Raw genomic sequence first — 17,275 nt, 5'->3', positions numbered from 1 at the left:
AATAGGCAAGGAATCACCCGGTTTATGAGCACTATCCGCGAGCGCAACAAACAACTGATCCTGCGTGCCGCCAGTGAGGAATTCGCCGACAAAGGCTTCGCTGCGACCAAAACCAGCGACATCGCAGCCAAGGCGGGATTGCCCAAGCCCAACGTCTACTACTACTTCAAATCCAAGGAAAACCTCTACCGCGAGGTCCTGGAAAGTATCATCGAGCCAATCCTGCAGGCTTCGACACCGTTCAATCCGGACGGCGAACCCGGTGAAGTGCTCAGCGGCTACATTCGCTCGAAAATCCGCATCTCCCGCGACCTGCCTTTCGCCTCCAAGGTGTTCGCCAGCGAAATCATGCACGGCGCCCCCCACCTGAGCAGCGATCTGGTCGATCAGCTCAATGGCCAGGCCAAACACAACATCGAATGCATCCAGACCTGGATCGACCGCGGGCAAATCGCCCCCATCGACCCCAACCACCTGATGTTCAGCATCTGGGCCGCGACCCAGACATACGCCGACTTCGACTGGCAAATCACCGCCATCACCGGCAAGGCCAGGCTGGATGAAGAAGATTATGAAGCGGCGGCGCAGACGATTATCCGGTTGGTGCTCAAGGGGTGTGAGCCGGACTGATAGCGGCCCAGGATCAATGCCGACTCGGCAGTCCATGAAAACTGCCGGTCGGGATTGCATGTTTCCGCCCTCTAAACCTTCGGCAGCGGACTCAGCGCCACGGCTGCCCCGGGTTTTCTGAAGAAGATCCAGTAGACAACCGTGAGGATCAGCAGGAAAGGCACACCGAATACCAAGGTCATTTTGAAGGCATCGGTGAAGTAGGTGGTGATCATCACCGCGCCCATCAGCAGCAGCCCCAACAGCGTGGTGTATCCAGCGGTCGCTGCAGCATGCCTTCCAGCGACTCGCTCATGGCGACGCGGGTGATCACCACCTGGACTTTGCGACAGTCGCCGGAGATCGCCAGCATCTGGTTCTCATTCGGGGAAATGATCACCCCTTGATCGCGGTTGGATTTCACCACGCTGCCGTTCTTGCTCAGTTCCTGCTTGCCCACCAACGGCAAACTCAGGCTGTAGCTAATGAAGTGTTCGGCGTCTTCGATATCGATGGTGACATCGGTGCCATATGAGAGAGTGCCCAGGGTCGTGGCCATCGACTTGAACACATTGGCGCTGTGATGAAAGCGGATCCGCTCAGGCGTCGAAGTCTGGAGGCGGTGCGGCCCGCAGATACCAGACATCCAGTTCCTTGCACCCTCGAGGTCATAGTGATCGATACGAATGTCGCGAAACTGCGGATCAGCGTTGCTACTCATCACGGCGCACCCACGGCAATATTCTTCAGCGCGCTCTGATGGCGCGTATCAGGCTTGAAAAGAGCAAGTTTCACGCCACAAAACGGCTGTTCTATCCGTTTAAAAAGCCCCGTCACTCATTGAACGTCGGGGCTTTTGTCAGCGGGAAGGCTATTGAACCACCGGCAAGGCCCGATCCTTGGCCATACGCATCCGGTAAAAGCCGAAGATGATCAACATCCACACCGGTATGGCGAAGACTGAAGCACGTATCCCTGGAATCATCAGCATGACGCAGACGATCATGGCCATGAAGGCCAGGCACAGGTAATTACTGTAGGGGAACCAGAACGCCTTGAAACCCGGCACGATGCCTTGCTGGCCCATGACTTTGCGAAATTTCAGGTGCGTCAGGCTGATCATCGCCCAGTTGATCATCAGCGATGCGACCACCAGCGCAAAGAGCAACTCAAGCGCTTGATGCGGGGCGAGGTAGTTAACCAGCACGGACAGCATGGTGATCAACGCAGATACGCCCAGCGCCAGTAGAGGCACGCCCTGCTTGTTCAGTTTCATCAGCGCCTTGGGCGCGTCGCCCTGTTCGGCCAGGCCATAGAGCATGCGGCTGTTGCAGTAGACGCCACTGTTATAGACAGAGAGCGCCGCGGTGAGCACCACGAAGTTGAGGATGTGCGCTGCGGTGTCGCTGCCGATCAAGGAGAAGATCTGCACGAACGGGCTGCCGCTATAGGCATCGCCCGAAGCGCCCAGTGTCTGTAGCAGTTGATCCCACGGATACAGCGACAGCAACACGGTGAGTGCGCCGACGTAGAAGATCAGTACGCGATAAACCACCTGGTTGATCGCCTTGGGAATCACTTTTCCCGGCTCGCTGGCTTCAGCGGCGGTGATACCGACCAGCTCCAGACCGCCGAAGGAGAACATGATGAACGCCATGGACATCAGCAATCCGGTGGTGCCGTTGGGAAAGAAGCCGCCGTGACTCCACAGATTGCTGACCGAGGCCTGCGGGCCGCCCGTTCCGCTGAACAACATGTAGCAGCCCAGGGCAATCATGCCAATGATCGCTACGACCTTGATGATTGCAAACCAGAACTCCATCTCGCCGAAGACTTTGACGTTCATCATATTGATCAAATTGACCAGGACGAAGAACACCGCCGCGCTGACCCAAGAGGGGATTTCCGGCCACCAGAACTGCACGTAGTTGCCGACAGCCGTCAACTCGGCCATGCCCACCAGCACATACAGCACCCAGTAGTTCCAGCCGGACAGAAAGCCGGCATAGCCGCCCCAGTACTTGTGGGCAAAATGACTGAAGGAGCCGGCTACCGGTTCCTCGACTATCATCTCGCCCAGCTGGCGCATGATCAGAAAGGCGATGAAGCCGGCAATCGCATAGCCGAGGATCATCGACGGCCCGGCCGATTTGAGTACTCCGGCAGAGCCGAGAAACAACCCGGTACCTATCGCTCCGCCCAATGCGATCAGCTGAATATGACGATTTTTCAGCCCTCGCTTGAGCTCGCCTTGTCGCAAGATTTCATCCGCCATCTGGTTACCTTCTAATTGTTATGGTCAGGCATGGTTTGAATGCATCAATTTATTCAATTGCCGCTCGGTTTAAGCGTTCAGACATCATTCTCGGTAAATTAAAGAGTTGAGCGCACTCGCCACAACTCCGGGAACAACACGGTATCGAGCATCTTGCGCAGATAACCGACACCTTCTGTGCCGCCGGTCCCTGGTTGAAAGCCGATGATCCGCTCGACCGTGGTCACATGCCGGAAGCGCCATTGCCGGAACGAATCCTCAAGGTCGATGAGTTTCTCCGCCAACTGATAGAGATCCCAATAACGCGAAGGGTCGGTGTAGACCTCGCGCCAGGCTGCTTCGACCGACGCGTCATGCGCCGTCGGACTGGTCGGATCGCGCTCGAAACGCTGTGGGTCAATGGTCAAGCCAGCGCTGACCATCAAGCGAATCGCCTCGTCATACAGCGACGGTGTGGCGATCGCCTTCTCAAGCGCCTGCAACAGTTCCGGCCGATGCGCATGAGGGCGCAACAGGGTCGCGCTTTTGTTGCCCAGAATGAATTCGATCTCGCGGTACTGGAACGACTGGAAGCCCGATGACTGCCCCAGAAACGGCCGTATCGCGTGGTACTCGGTGGGTGTCATGGTGGCCAGCACTGTCCAGGCATGCACCAGTTGATCAAAAATCCGCGAGACCCGCGCCAGCATCTTGAAAGCGGGCGGTAACTCTCCCAATCGAATGTGTTCACGGGCGGCTTTGAGCTCGTGCAGCATCAGCTTCATCCACAGCTCTGACGTCTGATGCTGGATGATGAACAGCATCTCGTTATGGTCCGGAGATAACGGGTGCTGTGCGCTGAGAATGCGCCCCAGATCCAGGTAGTCGCCGTAGCTCATGGAGTCGGAAAAATTCAGCTCGGCGTTATGCCATTCATCCGTCTGGCTTGCAGGTGAATAGGGGCATTGGTTCATTGAGTCGGCTCCTCAAGTTGCGGTTTATTCAGTGGACGCAAAATTGCCCTGACAGGACTGGCGTCCAGATGGGCAAAACGCAGCGGCAACGCGATCAATTCATAGTCCCCTTCCGGGACATCATCGAGCACGATGCCCTCGAGGATGGCCATGCCATGTCGGGCTACGGCATTGTGCGAAGCCATGGTTTTGGATTGCTGAGGGTCCAGCGACGGCGTATCGATACCGATCAAGCGCACACCGAGGCTCGCCAGCAGGTCGACGGTTTCTTTGGCGACTGCGGTGAAATCCGGATCCCAAGAGCTCAACGGCGCTTGTCGCCAGGTGCGCAGCAGCACCCGTTCAGGCAGGTCTTGCAAGCGACCTTCAAGCTGCTCAGGGTGCACCAGCCGGCCGCTGTTCAGACAATGCAGCACACGGCAAGGCCCCATATAGACATCGAGTGACACATCGCCAATGGCCGCGCCATCAGCGCTGTAATGCAGCGGCGCGTCGACATGGGCACCCGTGTGAGGCGACAGGGTGATACGCCCGACATTCACCGGACACTCGGGTCCGAAGCTCCACACGCGCTCTTCCTGAAAAGGTGTGTCACCCGGCCAGGTAGGTGTAGCGGAGCTCAAAGGCGGGCTGATATCCCACCACGATAGTGTTGTTTTCATTGCAAAGCTCTCGGCTTGTCCCGAGAGAATGATACGAGTGATAGCTGTGAATATTCTTGCGAAAATATTCGGCAACACCCAAATGTTTCGCACAAAATTCTAAAAAACCGGAATTTACCGGATGGAAATTTCAACGGGAAAAGCAGGCAGCTAAAAAGCTGTTCTGGGGCGAAAGTGTGGAGGAAAGTAGTTCGCGAATGGCTGCGCGAAATGGCGCAGACTTTTAGCTGGATGAGTCTGGGAGATTGCTTTCGCGAGCAAGCCCGCGAAAGCGGTAAATCAGAAGCCGAAGATCAACCAGCCACCCCCGCATCCGCCTTCAACCCCTGCCCCTCGATCGCGCGGATCGCACATTGCTCATCGACATCAGACAGATCTCCACTGATACCGACCGCCCCCAACACAGTCCCGTCCTGATCCCGAACCAATACGCCGCCGGGCACCGGGACGACGCTGCCCTGCCCCAGGCTATTCAGCGCAGCGAAGAAGGCCGGGCGTTGTTGGGCGTCCTGTGCCAGCAGGCGTGAGCCCTTGCCCAAGGCAATCGCGCCCCAGGCCTTGCCGATGGCGATCTGCGGGCGCAGCAGGCTGGCGCCGTCTTCCCGTTGCAGCGTAATCAGGTGCCCGCCGGCATCCAGTACTGCAACAGTCAATGGCGCGGCAGAGATCGCCCGCCCCGCGGTGATGGCCTGATCGGCCAGGTTGACTGCGACTTTCAAGGTTAAAGCGCTCATGGTGCCGTCCTCATTTTGTTTTTCGGAAAGTCGGTGGGCTGCGCCGTTGTGCTGCGCGCTTGCGTCGCAGCCCGATGCAACAAATAGAACACAATGAATTATTTTTTTGTATACAATAATTCTCGAAAGGCGCCACATGCGACGAAAAGCCACAGTAGAACGGGCTTCCGACGAATGAAACAAGCGCTTGAGAAAATGGATTGACCTGCGCCGTCCGCCGTGAATACACTCTGCGCAAAGCCACTTGTATACAATTACAAAACGTAAAGAGGCACAAAACCATGAGCAAAATGAGAGCAATCGAAGCCGCCGTTCTGGTGATGCGCCGTGAAGGGGTCGATACCGCTTTTGGCATCCCGGGTGCCGCCATCAACCCGTTGTACTCCGCCCTGCAAAAGGTCGGCGGCATCGATCACGTACTCGCTCGCCACGTTGAAGGCGCCTCGCACATGGCCGAGGGCTACACCCGCACCAAGGCCGGCAACATCGGCGTGTGCATCGGTACTTCCGGCCCTGCCGGCACCGACATGGTCACCGGGCTCTACAGCGCCTCGGCCGACTCGATTCCAATCCTCTGCATCACTGGCCAGGCACCCCGCGCCCGTATGCACAAGGAAGACTTCCAGGCTGTCGATATCACCACCATCGTCAAGCCAGTTACCAAGTGGTCGACCACCGTCATGGAACCGGGCCAGGTGCCTTACGCGTTCCAGAAGGCCTTCTATGAAATGCGCTCCGGCCGTCCAGGCCCGGTGCTGATCGACCTGCCGTTCGACGTGCAGATGGCCGAAATCGAATTCGACATCGACGCCTACCAGCCGCTGCCATTGGCCAAGCCGAGCGCTACCCGCGTCCAGGTGGAAAAAGCGTTGGCCATGCTGGATCAGGCCGATCGCCCATTGCTGGTGGCCGGTGGCGGCATCATCAACGCCGATGCCAGCGACCTGCTGGTGGAGTTCGCCGAGCTGACCGGTATTCCGGTTATCCCGACCCTGATGGGCTGGGGCACCATCCCGGACGATCACCCGCTGATGGTGGGCATGGTTGGTCTGCAGACTTCGCACCGCTACGGCAACGCAACCATGCTCAAGTCCGATGTGGTTCTGGGCGTGGGCAACCGTTGGGCCAACCGTCACACCGGTTCCGTTGACGTGTACACCGAAGGCCGCAAGTTCATTCACGTTGATATCGAACCGACCCAGATCGGCCGCGTGTTCACCCCGGACCTGGGCATCGTTTCCGACGCCGCTGCCGCGCTGACCGTGTTCATCGAAGTCGCTCGCGAATGGCAAGCCGCCGGCAAGCTGAAGAACCGCAGTGCCTGGCTGCAAGACTGCCAGCAGCGTAAAGCCAGCCTGCAGCGCAAGACTCACTTCGACAACGTGCCGGTCAAGCCGCAACGCGTTTACGAAGAAATGAACCAGGTGTTCGGCAAAGACACCTGCTACGTCAGCACCATCGGTCTGTCGCAGATTGCCGGCGCGCAGTTCCTGCACGTCTACAAGCCGCGTCACTGGATCAACTGCGGTCAGGCAGGCCCGTTGGGCTGGACCATTCCGGCAGCGCTGGGCGTGGTCAAGGCTGATCCGAACCGTAAAGTCGTGGCCCTGTCGGGGGACTATGACTTCCAGTTCATGATCGAGGAATTGGCGGTGGGCGCGCAGTTCAAGCTGCCGTACATCCACGTCGTGGTGAACAACTCGTACCTGGGCCTGATCCGTCAGGCGCAGCGCGGGTTCGACATGGACTACTGCGTGCAGCTGTCCTTCGACAACCTGAACGCCCCGGAACTCAACGGTTACGGTGTCGACCACGTCGCAGTTGCCGAAGGCCTCGGCTGCAAGGCACTGCGCGTATTCGAACCGGCCCAGATCCAGCCTGCCCTGCGCAAGGCCCAGGAGCTGATCGAAGAGTTCAAGGTTCCGGTGATCGTCGAAATCATCCTGGAGCGCGTGACCAACATTTCCATGGGCACCGAGATCAACGCCGTCAACGAATTCGAAGACCTGGCGCTGGTCGGCGACGACGCACCGACTGCGATTTCGTTGCTGGATTAACTGCTGACCGCTCCCCCTGTGGGAGCGGGCTTGCTCGCGAAGGCTGCTTCACATCCAACAGAGATGTTGACTGACCCACCGCTTTCGCGAGCAAGCTCGCTCCTACAAGGGGGCTTCACACATTTACGGGAGACCACCATGCCGCGTTTCGCAGCCAACCTGTCCATGCTGTTCACCGAACAGGACTTTCTCGCCCGTTTCGAAGCGGCCGCCAAGGCCGGCTTCAGTGGTGTCGAATACCTGTTCCCGTACGACTTCAGCTCCGCCGAAATCAAGGCCCAGCTCGACGCCAACGGTTTGACCCAAGTGCTGTTCAACCTGCCGGCCGGTGACTGGGCCAAGGGCGAGCGCGGTATCGCGTGCCTGCCGGATCGGGTCGAAGAGTTCCGTGCCGGTGTCGACCTGGCCATCGCTTATGCGCAAGTGCTGGGCAACACCCAGGTCAACTGCCTGGCCGGTATTCGTCCGCAGGGCTTTGACGATGCCACCGTGGAGAAAACCTTCGTCGCCAACCTCAAGTACGCGGCCGACAAGCTGCAAGCGGCGGGTATCAAGCTGGTGATGGAAGCGATCAACACCCGTGACATTCCAGGTTTCTACCTGAACAACACGGCGCAAGCCCTGTCGATTCGCGAGCAGGTCGGCAGCGCCAACCTGTTCCTGCAATACGACATCTACCACATGCAAATCATGGAAGGCGATCTGGCCCGCACCCTGCAATCGCACCTGGGCGAGATCAACCATGTGCAGCTCGCGGACAACCCGGGGCGCAACGAACCTGGTACCGGTGAAATCAACTACCGCTTCCTGTTCGAACACCTGGACCGCATTGGTTATCAGGGCTGGGTCGGTTGCGAATACAAGCCGCTGACCACCACTGAAGCGGGTCTGGGCTGGCTGAAAACCCATAACGCGATCTGACCCATTACCTGTAGGAGCGAGCTTGCTCGCGAAGAACGATCAGGCGCCGCGTTTAATCAGGCACCACGCGTTTTCGTTGAAGTTTTTCGCGAGCAAGCTCGCTCCTACAGAAAGCACAAAAACAAGAGGATTTTCTCATGGCTAAAATCGGATTTATCGGCACCGGCATCATGGGCCACCCAATGGCGGCGAACCTGCAGAAAGCCGGTCACAGCCTGTTCCTGTCGGCCCACCACGACCCTGCGCCTGCCGACCTGGTCGCCGCTGGCGCCGTTGCCCTGGCGAACCCGAAAGAAGTTGCCCAGGAAGCCGAGTTCATCATCGTCATGGTGCCCGATACCCCGCAGGTCGATGACGTGCTGTTCCGTGCCGACGGCATCGCTGCTGGCGTGGGCAAAGGCAAAGTGGTGATCGACATGAGCTCGATCTCGCCGACCGCCACCAAGGCTTTCGCCGCCAAGATCAACGAAAAAGGCGCGCAATACCTCGACGCCCCGGTATCCGGCGGTGAAGTCGGCGCCAAGGCTGCGACCCTGAGCATCATGGTCGGCGGCGATGCCGACGCTTTCGAACGCGCCCTGCCGCTGTTCCAGGCCATGGGCAAGAACATCACCCTGGTCGGTGGCAACGGCGACGGTCAAACCGCCAAGGTAGCCAACCAGATCATCGTGGCCCTGAACATCCAGGCCGTGGCTGAAGCCCTGCTGTTCGCTTCGAAAAACGGTGCCGATCCAGCCAAGGTGCGTGAAGCACTGATGGGCGGTTTCGCGTCTTCGAAGATCCTCGAAGTGCACGGCGAGCGCATGATCAAGGGCACCTTCGATCCAGGCTTCCGCATCAGCCTGCACCAGAAGGACCTGAACCTGGCCCTGCAAGGCGCCAAGGAGCTGAACATCAACCTGCCGAACACCGCCAACACCCAGCAAGTGTTCAGCACCTGCGCGGCCATCGGTGGCAGCAACTGGGACCACTCGGCGCTGATCAAGGGTCTGGAACACATGGCGAACTTCTCGATTCGCGACAAGAAGTAAGCCCTGCCCCATCCCCATGTGGGAGCGGGCTTGCTCGCGAAAGCGTCAGGTCAGTCAACATCTCTGTTGAATTTGAAGCCGCATTCGCGAGCAAGCCCGCTCCCACACTGGACCGAGTTGCCCTTCAAATAACAAGAATTCCGGGAGCCCGCCATGTCGGTCGATCCGCAACAATTGCTGCGCGAGCTGTTTGCTACAGCCATCGACGCGGCGCATCCGCAACAAGTCCTCGAAGCCCATTTGCCTGCCGACCGCAGCGGTCGCGTGATCGTCATCGGCGCCGGCAAAGCCGCAGCCGCCATGGCCCAGGTGGTCGAGCGCTGCTGGCAGGGTGAAGTCTCCGGCCTGGTGGTGACCCGTTACGGTCACGGCGCGCCTTGCGAAAAAATCGAAGTGGTCGAAGCCGCGCATCCGGTACCGGACGCTGCAGGTCTGGCCGTGGCCAAGCGCGTGCTGGAACTGGTCAGCGACCTCAGCGAAAACGACCGCGTGATCTTCCTGCTCTCCGGTGGTGGCTCTGCCCTGCTGGCATTGCCGGCCGAAGGCATCACTCTGGCCGACAAGCAGTCGATCAACAAAGCCCTGCTCAAGTCCGGCGCGACCATCGGCGAGATGAACTGCGTGCGCAAGCACCTCTCGGCGATCAAGGGCGGCCGCCTGGGCAAAGCCTGCTGGCCTGCCACGGTCTACACCTATGCGATTTCCGATGTGCCGGGCGACCTCGCCACGGTCATCGCCTCCGGCCCTACCGTGGCCGACCCGAGCACGTCGGCCGAAGCGCTGGCGATCCTCAAACGCTACGCCATCGAGGTTCCGGCTTCGGTGCGCACCTGGCTGCAAAGCCCCGAATCGGAAACCGTCAAACCCGGCGACCCGAGCCTGGCACGCAGTCATTTCCAGTTGATCGCCCGCCCGCAGCAATCCCTTGAAGCGGCGGCGGTGAAATGCCGTCAGGCCGGGTTCAGTCCGCTGATCCTCGGCGACCTGGAAGGCGAATCCCGCGAGGTGGCGAAGGTCCACGCCGGCATCGCACGGCAGATCGTCCTGCATGGTCAGCCGCTGGCGGCGCCCTGCGTGATTCTCTCCGGCGGTGAAACCACCGTGACCGTACGCGGCAATGGCCGTGGCGGGCGCAATGCCGAGTTCCTTCTGAGCCTGACCGACAGCCTCAAGGGTCTGCCCGGCGTCTACGCGCTGGCCGGTGACACCGACGGCATCGACGGCTCCGAAGACAACGCCGGCGCGATCATGACCCCGGACAGCTACGCCCGTGCTGCCGCCCAGGGCCTGAGCGCCAGCGACGAGTTGGACAACAACAACGGTTACGGCTACTTCGAGGCACTCGACGCCCTGATCGTCACCGAGCCGACCCGTACCAACGTCAACGACTTCCGCGCCATTCTGATCCTTGAGAGCACTAAACATGACGCCTGATAAAAAGGTCAAAATCCTCGCCACACTCGGTCCGGCCACCGATGGCATCGACGCCATCCGTGAACTGGTGCTGGCCGGGGTCAACATCTTCCGCCTGAACTTCAGCCATGGTGATCACGCCGACCACGCCCAGCGTTTCCAGTGGATTCGTGAAGTCGAGCGCCAGCTCAATTATCCATTGGGCATCCTGATGGACCTGCAAGGCCCGAAACTGCGGGTCGGCAAATTCGCCGAAGGCAAGGTGCAACTGGTGCGCGGCCAAGCCTTGCGCCTGGACCTCGATGCCACGCCGGGCGATGAGCGCCGGGTCAACTTGCCCCACCCGGAAATCATCGCCGCGCTGGAGCCCGGCATGGACCTGCTGCTGGACGACGGCAAGCTGCGTCTGCGGGTAGTGACCAAGTACGCCGACGCCATCGACACCACCGTACTCAATGGCGGTGAACTGTCGGACCGCAAAGGCGTAAACGTGCCGCAAGCGGTACTCGACCTGAGCCCGCTGACCGCCAAGGATCGCCGCGACTTGACCTTCGGTCTGGAGTTGGGTGTGGATTGGGTGGCGCTGTCGTTCGTGCAACGTCCCGATGACATCCGCGAAGCCCGCTCCCTGATCGGCGACAAGGCGTTCCTGATGGCCAAGATCGAGAAGCCCTCGGCCGTCGAACAACTGCGCGAGATCGCCGAATTGAGCGATGCGATCATGGTCGCCCGGGGTGACCTGGGCGTGGAGGTGCCGGCCGAAAGCGTGCCGCAGATCCAGAAGAACATCATCAGCACCTGCCGCCAGCTCGGCAAACCAGTGGTGGTGGCGACGCAGATGCTGGAGTCGATGCGCTTCTCACCGGCGCCAACCCGCGCCGAAGTCACCGATGTGGCCAACGCGGTGGCCGAAGGTGCGGACGCAGTGATGCTGTCGGCGGAAACCGCGTCCGGAGAATACCCGCTCGAAGCCGTGCAGATGATGAGCAAGATCATCCGCCAGGTGGAAAACGGTCCGGACTACCAGACTCAACTCGACGTCAGCCGGCCGAAGGCCGAGGCGACTGTTTCCGACGCGATCAGCTGCGCCATTCGCCGCATCAGCAACGTGCTGTCGGTGGCGGTGCTGGTGAACTACAGCGAGTCTGGCGCATCGAGCCTGCGTGCGGCGCGGGAGCGGCCGACGGTGCCGATCCTCAACCTGACGCCGAACCTGCAGACCGCCCGTCGCCTGAGCGTGGCTTGGGGTGTGCACTCGGTGGTCAATGACCGCCTGCGTCAGGTCGATGAAGTCTGCTCCACGGCACTGGAGATTGCCCAGGCCCAGGGCATGGCGCAGCGTGGCGACACACTGTTGATCACAGCAGGTGTGCCCTTTGGGCAGCCGGGATCGACTAACTCTTTGCGCATCGAGACATTGATCTAGCGCCTGTACCGGCCTCATCGCGAGCAAGCTCGCTCCCACATTGGTTTTGTGTCGTTCACAGAACCAAGACTGAACAAAGATTCAGTGTGGGAGCGAGCTTGCTCGCGATGCAGGCAACTCGGTCCTACTGACTTTCAGAACTGCCATGCCCGCCAATCACTTCAACACCCACTGCCCCGACTGGGCCGAAGCATTGCTCAACGGCTTCAGCCAGATCTTTCTCCAGCGCAATCCGCTGTGCGGCCTGCTGTGCGTCCTGGCCATCCTGTTCACTGCCCCCGCCTTGCTCGGCGGCGCATTGCTCGGCGGTGTCGCCGGGCTGCTCACCGCGCAACGCCGCAACTATGCCAAGGCTGATCGGCAGGCCGGGATGTTCAGCTACAACGGTGTCCTGCTCGGACTGTTGCTGAGCCTGTATTTCCCTTGGTCGGCAATGATGCCGCCACTGATTCTGGCCGCTGGTGGCCTGAGCGCGATGGTCACCCAGCAGTGGCTCAAGCGCGTCCGGTTCAGCCAATGCCTGCCGGCCTACACCGCGCCCTTCGTCGGACTGGGCTGGTTGCTGCTGTGCTTCGCCACGCCCTCGACAGAGCCGCATTTGATCGAAGTCAGCACCCTGAACATGCTCGCCGCGCCTCTCAAAGGTATTGGCCAGGTGATGTTCCTCGGTCATCCGTTGGCCGGTGCGATGATTGCCGCCGGTTTGCTGATCGCTGATCGCCGCGCCTTCTGCTGGGCATTGCTGGCGTCTGTCGCGGGCATGGGCTGGAGCCTGCTGCACCACGACTTCTACACCGCACTGCTCGGTCTCGGCGGCTATAACGCCGTACTCGCCGCCCTCGCCTTCAGCTCGCAGCGTCGCCAACCGTGGCTGCCGCTGGTTGGCATCGGCCTGGCGCTGTTGCTGACGCCTGCGTTTGCCGCCATCGGCCTGCCCACGCTGACCGCTCCGTTCATTCTTGCCGGCTGGCTGATCCGCTGCGTTGTGCAAATGCTCGGCAAGGCCACGGTCGAAAACGCGCCTTGCGCTCCCGGGGAGAATCGACCTAGGCTGCGCTGATTTGCGGCCAAGGCGATGGGCATGAACAGCAACGACACGTGGCGTAATCGCCTGTACGTGATTATTTTCCAGACCGACACCGTTGCCGGTCGACGCTTCGACTCCACCCTGCTGCTGATCATCCTCGCCAGCCTGGTGGTGGTGATCCTGGACAGCATCGATGACGTCCACCAGAACTACGCCAGCCTGCTGGCGTACATCGAGTGGGGCTTCACGATAATTTTCCTGGGCGAGTACATCCTGCGCCTGTACTGCTCGCCCAAACCGCTGCACTACGCGTTCAGCTTCTATGGGCTGGTGGACCTGCTGGCCATCGTGCCCGGCATCCTAGCTCTGTACTACAGCGATGCCCAGTACCTGCTGATCATCCGGGTAATCCGGATGCTGCGGATCTTCCGCGTGCTCAAGCTCGGCCCGTACCTCAAGCAAGCCCATTACCTGCTCGATGCCTTGCGCGGCAGCAAGCAGAAAATCCTCGTGTTCCTGCTCAGCGTCTGCACCCTGGTCATCGTGTTCGGCACGTTGATGTACGTGGTCGAAGGCCCGCAAAGTGGCTTCACCAGCATTCCCAAGGGCATCTACTGGGCGATCGTTACCCTCACCACCGTCGGTTACGGCGACATCGTGCCCAAGACCGCACTGGGCCAGGTCATCTCGTCGATGGTGATGATCACCGGTTACTCGATCATCGCCGTGCCCACCGGGATCTTCACCGCCGAACTGGCCACGGCCATGCGTGGCGGCCAGTTGCATCGCGACTGCCCGGTGTGTGCCAAGGACAGCCATGAACCCGAGGCCTCGTTCTGCTCCCGTTGTGGCAATGCACTGTTCAAAAAACTGGAATAAGCAAAGAGCTTTTTAATCTTTAAAGGACTATACGAGCCCAGTTATAGTCGCTGGCAAATTGCCCCACTTTTAATAGAACAAGGAATGCGCAGTGAAAAAACTCTTTGGCGCCTCACTTCTCGCCGCTGGCCTGGCCTTGGGCAACATCGCCCAGGCTGCACCGACCCTGCTCAACGTTTCCTATGACGTGATGCGAGATTTCTACAAGGACTACAACACTGCGTTCCAGAAACACTGGCAAGCCGAGCACAACGAAAACATCATCCTGCAAATGTCCTTCGGTGGTTCCAGCAAGCAGGCGCGCTCGGTCATCGACGGCCTGCCGGCCGATGTCATCACCATGAACATGGCCACCGACATCAACGCCCTGGCGGACAACGGCAAACTGGTCCCGGACAACTGGGTCACGCGCCTGCCCAACAACAGCGCGCCGTTCACCTCGGCCACCGTGTTCATCGTGCGCAAGGGCAACCCGAAAGCCCTGAAAGACTGGCCGGACCTGCTCAAGGATGGCGTTCAGGTCATCGTCCCGAACCCGAAAACCTCCGGTAACGGTCGCTACACCTACCTCTCGGCCTGGGGCTACGTGCTGAAAAACGGCGGCGACGAGAACAAGGCCAAAGACTTCGTCGGCAAGCTGTTCAAGCAAGCGCCAGTACTCGACACCGGTGGCCGTGCCGCCACCACCACCTTCATGACCAACCAGATCGGCGACGTGCTGGTGACCTTCGAAAACGAAGCGGAAATGATCGCCCGCGAGTTCGGCCGTGATCAGTTCGAAGTCATCTACCCAAGCGTTTCCGCCGAAGCCGAGCCACCGGTGTCGGTGGTCGACAAAACCGTCGACAAGAAAGGCACCCGCGCAGCGGCCGAGGAATACCTGAAGTACCTGTGGTCACCGGAAGGCCAGGAGATTGCCGCGGCGAACTACCTGCGCCCGCGCGACCCGGCCGTGCTGGCCAAGTACACCGACCGCTTCCCGAAAGTGGACTTCCTGTCGGTCGAGAAGACCTTCGGCGACTGGCGCACCGTGCAGAAGACCCACTTCAATGATGGCGGGGTTTTCGACCAGATCTACAGCGGTCAGTGATGACCGGACGATAACGAAAAAGGCGACCTGTGCAGGTCGCCTTTTTTGTGGCGGTCATTTTCAGCTTAGCTTGCCACGCGCCCGCTACATCGGCGGCGTCACGCCATCCTTGCCCGCCGAGATGGATTGAGCGGTGAGCGTGCCGTCAGCGCCTTGGGTCACAAAGGTCACGATCTTCACGCCCACCTTCAACAGGCTGCGATCGGCCGGTATCAAGTTGACGATGGGTACGTCTTCGGGGACCAGAATCTTTTGCTGGCCGCCCTTGTAGTTGACGGTCAGCACCCGACCATTGCTCACCACCAGGTCGCCAACGCTGCCGTTGGTCATGCTGCTGCCCTTGACCAGATCAAACGGCCGATGACCGTCGCCACTGCCGGCCAGTTCCGGCGGGAAGACATGGACCTCCAGGGCCTTGAGGGTGCCATCCTCCTGGGGAACAGCCGCGGAGCCGATGTAGCTGCCGGGCTTGATGTCTTCGATATTGGCCAGGGTCACAGCGCGGACCTTGGTGTCCTTGGTCAGATTGATCACCACGTTGTCGCCGCTGTTGGCATGGACTTTCAGAATGTCCGGACTGACACCGGTGATCTCGCCGCGCACCCCGATGCGCGTGCCCGGTGCATCCTCGGCCTGGACCAGACCAACGCTGAAGACGCTGATCAAGGTAGCGACACAAGCGCAGCGAATCAGCTGACGAAACTTCACCTTCATGGAACGACCCTCCGGTGGTGAGACAGGAAGAGAGAACATAAGCACGCTATCGAACAAGATGTAAGTGAATGTATCATTCACCTGCATAGTTCTGACGCAAGGCTCTTCGACGGACGACACACGCGTTCGTCAGTCATTCCGCAATGGAATGATTACTATCACTCCAATCCCACTTCCGCCGTTTCAGTCAGCCCATTAGCCTGCGCGCATTCCTTTCCGTACAGCGAGACCCGTTATGAACCCAGCGACCCAGGTGCCCCACGGCACCGCAACAATGACCCGAGGCATGGTGCTGCTGTTCGCCTTCTGCTGCGGCGCCATTGTCGCCAACATCTACTACGCCCAGCCGATCATTGGCCTGATCGCACCGGACATTGGCCTGACCAACACCATGGCCAGCCTGATCGTCTCCCTGACTCAGATCGGTTATGCGCTGGGCCTGTTCTTCCTCGTGCCGTTGGGGGATCTGCTGGAGAACCGCCGATTGATGATCATCACCACCCTGGTGGCGATTGTCAGCCTGCTGGGGGCGGCGTTCACTGATCAGCCGAACGTGTTTTTGCTGATTTCGCTGTTGGTGGGGTTCAGTTCGGTTTCGGTACAGATCCTGATCCCGCTGGCCGCGCACCTGGCGCCGGAAGAAACCCGTGGCCGTGTGGTGGGCGGGATCATGGGCGGTTTGCTGCTCGGTATCCTGCTGGCCCGGCCGGTGTCCAGTGTGGTGGCTGACCACTTCGGCTGGCGGGCGATGTTCATGATTGCCGCGGTGTTGATGGCGGCCATCAGCATCGTGCTGGCCGTGACCATTCCCAAGCGTGAACCTGATCACAGTGCTTCCTATGGCCAATTGCTGGGCTCGCTGTGGACGCTGTTGCGCAAACAACCGGTGCTGCGCCAGCGGGCGTTTTACCAGGGTTGCATGTTTGCCACTTTCAGCCTGTTCTGGACCGCCGTGCCACTGGAACTGGCGCGCAATCACGGTTTGTCGCAAAGCGAGATCGCGATTTTCGCGCTGGTGGGCGCCATCGGCGCCATTGCCGCCCCCATCGCCGGGCGCCTGGCCGATGCCGGTCACACTCGCATCGCATCACTCCTGGCCCTGCTGTTCGCCAGCCTGAGTTTTCTGCCGGCGTTTGTCCATCCGGCCTACAACGTCATCGGCCTGGCCGTGACCGGCGTGGTGCTCGACTTCTGCGTGCAGATGAACATGGTCCTCGGCCAGCGTGCGGTCTACGCCCTCGACGGCAAAAGCCGCAGCCGCCTGAATGCGCTGTACATGACCAGCATCTTCATCGGCGGCGCCTTCGGCTCTTCGGTGGCCAGCGCGGTGTACGAACACGGCGGCTGGTTGTGGATCGTGATCGTCGGCAGCGCCTTTCCGTTGCTGGCGTTATTGCGGTTCCTGAGTGTTTCGCCGAAGGCTGCGCTGGCGACGGCGTAAGCTTTAAAGCTTCGTCGGATCGCCGCCCGGAGCAGGCTCGCGA

At 60.1% G+C, this 17,275-nt stretch carries 15 protein-coding genes and 2 pseudogenes; 10 read left to right on the top strand and 7 right to left on the bottom strand.

The window, feature by feature from the left end; all coding sequences use genetic code 11:
- Positions 1–24 precede the first annotated feature (24 nt).
- On the top strand, positions 25–630 hold the full coding sequence (locus AC3ITY_RS08105) for a TetR/AcrR family transcriptional regulator (RefSeq protein ID WP_150753391.1): 606 nt from the start codon (positions 25–27) through the stop codon (positions 628–630).
- A 71-nt stretch (positions 631–701) separates the two neighbouring features.
- Here the strand turns inward: AC3ITY_RS08105 and AC3ITY_RS08100 are convergent.
- From AC3ITY_RS08100 to AC3ITY_RS08075, 6 genes and pseudogenes are all read right to left on the bottom strand, one after another.
- Positions 702–884: pseudogene (locus AC3ITY_RS08100) on the bottom strand (amino acid permease); the annotation flags it as partial.
- Positions 878–1,330 (bottom strand): annotated as a pseudogene (locus AC3ITY_RS08095) (cupin domain-containing protein); the annotation flags it as partial. The pseudogenes AC3ITY_RS08095 and AC3ITY_RS08100, both read right to left, overlap by 7 nt.
- 150 nt (positions 1,331–1,480) lie before the next feature.
- A complete protein-coding gene (locus AC3ITY_RS08090; protein ID WP_489308378.1) occupies positions 1,481–2,884 on the bottom strand; it encodes an amino acid permease in 1,404 nt (467 codons plus the stop codon).
- A 98-nt stretch (positions 2,885–2,982) separates the two neighbouring features.
- Positions 2,983–3,837 carry a tryptophan 2,3-dioxygenase gene (gene kynA / locus AC3ITY_RS08085; protein ID WP_489308377.1) on the bottom strand — a complete coding sequence of 285 codons (855 nt, stop codon included), beginning with the start codon at positions 3,835–3,837 and terminating at the stop codon, positions 2,983–2,985.
- The gene (kynB, locus tag AC3ITY_RS08080; RefSeq protein WP_489308376.1) at positions 3,834–4,499 is read right to left on the bottom strand and encodes an arylformamidase; all 666 of its coding nucleotides are present in this window, start codon (positions 4,497–4,499) and stop codon (positions 3,834–3,836) included. The genes kynA and kynB overlap by 4 nt, the downstream gene beginning before the upstream one ends.
- A gap of 293 nt (positions 4,500–4,792) precedes the next feature.
- Entirely contained in the window at positions 4,793–5,233 is a 441-nt protein-coding gene (locus tag AC3ITY_RS08075; protein WP_007939170.1) for a GlcG/HbpS family heme-binding protein, read from the bottom strand.
- A 281-nt stretch (positions 5,234–5,514) separates the two neighbouring features.
- Between AC3ITY_RS08075 and gcl the strand changes: the two genes are divergently transcribed.
- The 8 genes from gcl to AC3ITY_RS08035 all read left to right on the top strand — a co-directional run bounded on the left by gcl (position 5,515) and on the right by AC3ITY_RS08035 (position 15,077).
- Entirely contained in the window at positions 5,515–7,290 is a 1,776-nt protein-coding gene (gene gcl, locus AC3ITY_RS08070; RefSeq protein ID WP_489308375.1) for a glyoxylate carboligase, read from the top strand.
- A 138-nt stretch (positions 7,291–7,428) separates the two neighbouring features.
- Positions 7,429–8,211, top strand: coding sequence for a hydroxypyruvate isomerase (hyi, locus tag AC3ITY_RS08065; RefSeq protein WP_090453874.1), 783 nt, complete (start codon positions 7,429–7,431; stop codon positions 8,209–8,211).
- A 137-nt stretch (positions 8,212–8,348) separates the two neighbouring features.
- Complete coding sequence (locus AC3ITY_RS08060) at positions 8,349–9,242, top strand: 2-hydroxy-3-oxopropionate reductase (protein WP_151213349.1); 894 nt, start codon at positions 8,349–8,351, stop codon at positions 9,240–9,242.
- Between the two features lie 153 nt (positions 9,243–9,395).
- Positions 9,396–10,676 (top strand): glycerate kinase type-2 family protein, encoded by a 1,281-nt coding sequence (locus tag AC3ITY_RS08055; protein ID WP_489308374.1) that lies wholly within the window; start codon positions 9,396–9,398, stop codon positions 10,674–10,676.
- Positions 10,666–12,081, top strand: a complete 1,416-nt coding sequence (pyk, locus tag AC3ITY_RS08050; RefSeq protein WP_489308373.1) for a pyruvate kinase — start codon at positions 10,666–10,668, stop codon at positions 12,079–12,081. The genes AC3ITY_RS08055 and pyk overlap by 11 nt, the downstream gene beginning before the upstream one ends.
- 145 nt (positions 12,082–12,226) lie before the next feature.
- Positions 12,227–13,141 (top strand): urea transporter, encoded by a 915-nt coding sequence (locus AC3ITY_RS08045; RefSeq protein WP_489308372.1) that lies wholly within the window; start codon positions 12,227–12,229, stop codon positions 13,139–13,141.
- A 21-nt stretch (positions 13,142–13,162) separates the two neighbouring features.
- Complete coding sequence (locus tag AC3ITY_RS08040) at positions 13,163–13,987, top strand: ion transporter (RefSeq protein WP_489308371.1); 825 nt, start codon at positions 13,163–13,165, stop codon at positions 13,985–13,987.
- Positions 13,988–14,078: 91 nt separating this feature from the next.
- A complete protein-coding gene (locus AC3ITY_RS08035) occupies positions 14,079–15,077 on the top strand; it encodes a sulfate ABC transporter substrate-binding protein (RefSeq protein ID WP_223460723.1) in 999 nt (332 codons plus the stop codon).
- Positions 15,078–15,161: 84 nt separating this feature from the next.
- On the opposite strand, the gene AC3ITY_RS08030 is transcribed toward AC3ITY_RS08035, so the two are convergent.
- Positions 15,162–15,791, bottom strand: coding sequence for a hypothetical protein (locus AC3ITY_RS08030; protein WP_489308370.1), 630 nt, complete (start codon positions 15,789–15,791; stop codon positions 15,162–15,164).
- A 235-nt stretch (positions 15,792–16,026) separates the two neighbouring features.
- On the opposite strand from AC3ITY_RS08030, the gene AC3ITY_RS08025 reads away from it, so the two are divergent.
- On the top strand, positions 16,027–17,232 hold the full coding sequence (locus tag AC3ITY_RS08025) for an MFS transporter (protein WP_489308369.1): 1,206 nt from the start codon (positions 16,027–16,029) through the stop codon (positions 17,230–17,232).
- Positions 17,233–17,275: the final 43 nt, after the last annotated feature.

This window comes from Pseudomonas sp. GL_091 (assembly GCF_057837725.1).
This window is presented reverse-complemented; position numbering and strand designations above follow the sequence as displayed.

What these genes read in the sequence shown, in the direction of transcription:
- AC3ITY_RS08105 (WP_150753391.1), top strand. Translation starts at nt 25, where the DNA reads ATGAGCACTATCCGCGAGCGCAACAAACAACTGATCCTGCGTGCCGCC.
- AC3ITY_RS08090 (WP_489308378.1), bottom strand. Translation starts at nt 2,884, where the DNA reads ATGGCGGATGAAATCTTGCGACAAGGCGAGCTCAAGCGAGGGCTGAAA.
- kynA (WP_489308377.1), bottom strand. Translation starts at nt 3,837, where the DNA reads ATGAACCAATGCCCCTATTCACCTGCAAGCCAGACGGATGAATGGCAT.
- kynB (WP_489308376.1), bottom strand. Translation starts at nt 4,499, where the DNA reads ATGAAAACAACACTATCGTGGTGGGATATCAGCCCGCCTTTGAGCTCC.
- AC3ITY_RS08075 (WP_007939170.1), bottom strand. Translation starts at nt 5,233, where the DNA reads ATGAGCGCTTTAACCTTGAAAGTCGCAGTCAACCTGGCCGATCAGGCC.
- gcl (WP_489308375.1), top strand. Translation starts at nt 5,515, where the DNA reads ATGAGCAAAATGAGAGCAATCGAAGCCGCCGTTCTGGTGATGCGCCGT.
- hyi (WP_090453874.1), top strand. Translation starts at nt 7,429, where the DNA reads ATGCCGCGTTTCGCAGCCAACCTGTCCATGCTGTTCACCGAACAGGAC.
- AC3ITY_RS08060 (WP_151213349.1), top strand. Translation starts at nt 8,349, where the DNA reads ATGGCTAAAATCGGATTTATCGGCACCGGCATCATGGGCCACCCAATG.
- AC3ITY_RS08055 (WP_489308374.1), top strand. Translation starts at nt 9,396, where the DNA reads ATGTCGGTCGATCCGCAACAATTGCTGCGCGAGCTGTTTGCTACAGCC.
- pyk (WP_489308373.1), top strand. Translation starts at nt 10,666, where the DNA reads ATGACGCCTGATAAAAAGGTCAAAATCCTCGCCACACTCGGTCCGGCC.
- AC3ITY_RS08045 (WP_489308372.1), top strand. Translation starts at nt 12,227, where the DNA reads ATGCCCGCCAATCACTTCAACACCCACTGCCCCGACTGGGCCGAAGCA.
- AC3ITY_RS08040 (WP_489308371.1), top strand. Translation starts at nt 13,163, where the DNA reads ATGAACAGCAACGACACGTGGCGTAATCGCCTGTACGTGATTATTTTC.
- AC3ITY_RS08030 (WP_489308370.1), bottom strand. Translation starts at nt 15,791, where the DNA reads ATGAAGGTGAAGTTTCGTCAGCTGATTCGCTGCGCTTGTGTCGCTACC.
- AC3ITY_RS08025 (WP_489308369.1), top strand. Translation starts at nt 16,027, where the DNA reads ATGAACCCAGCGACCCAGGTGCCCCACGGCACCGCAACAATGACCCGA.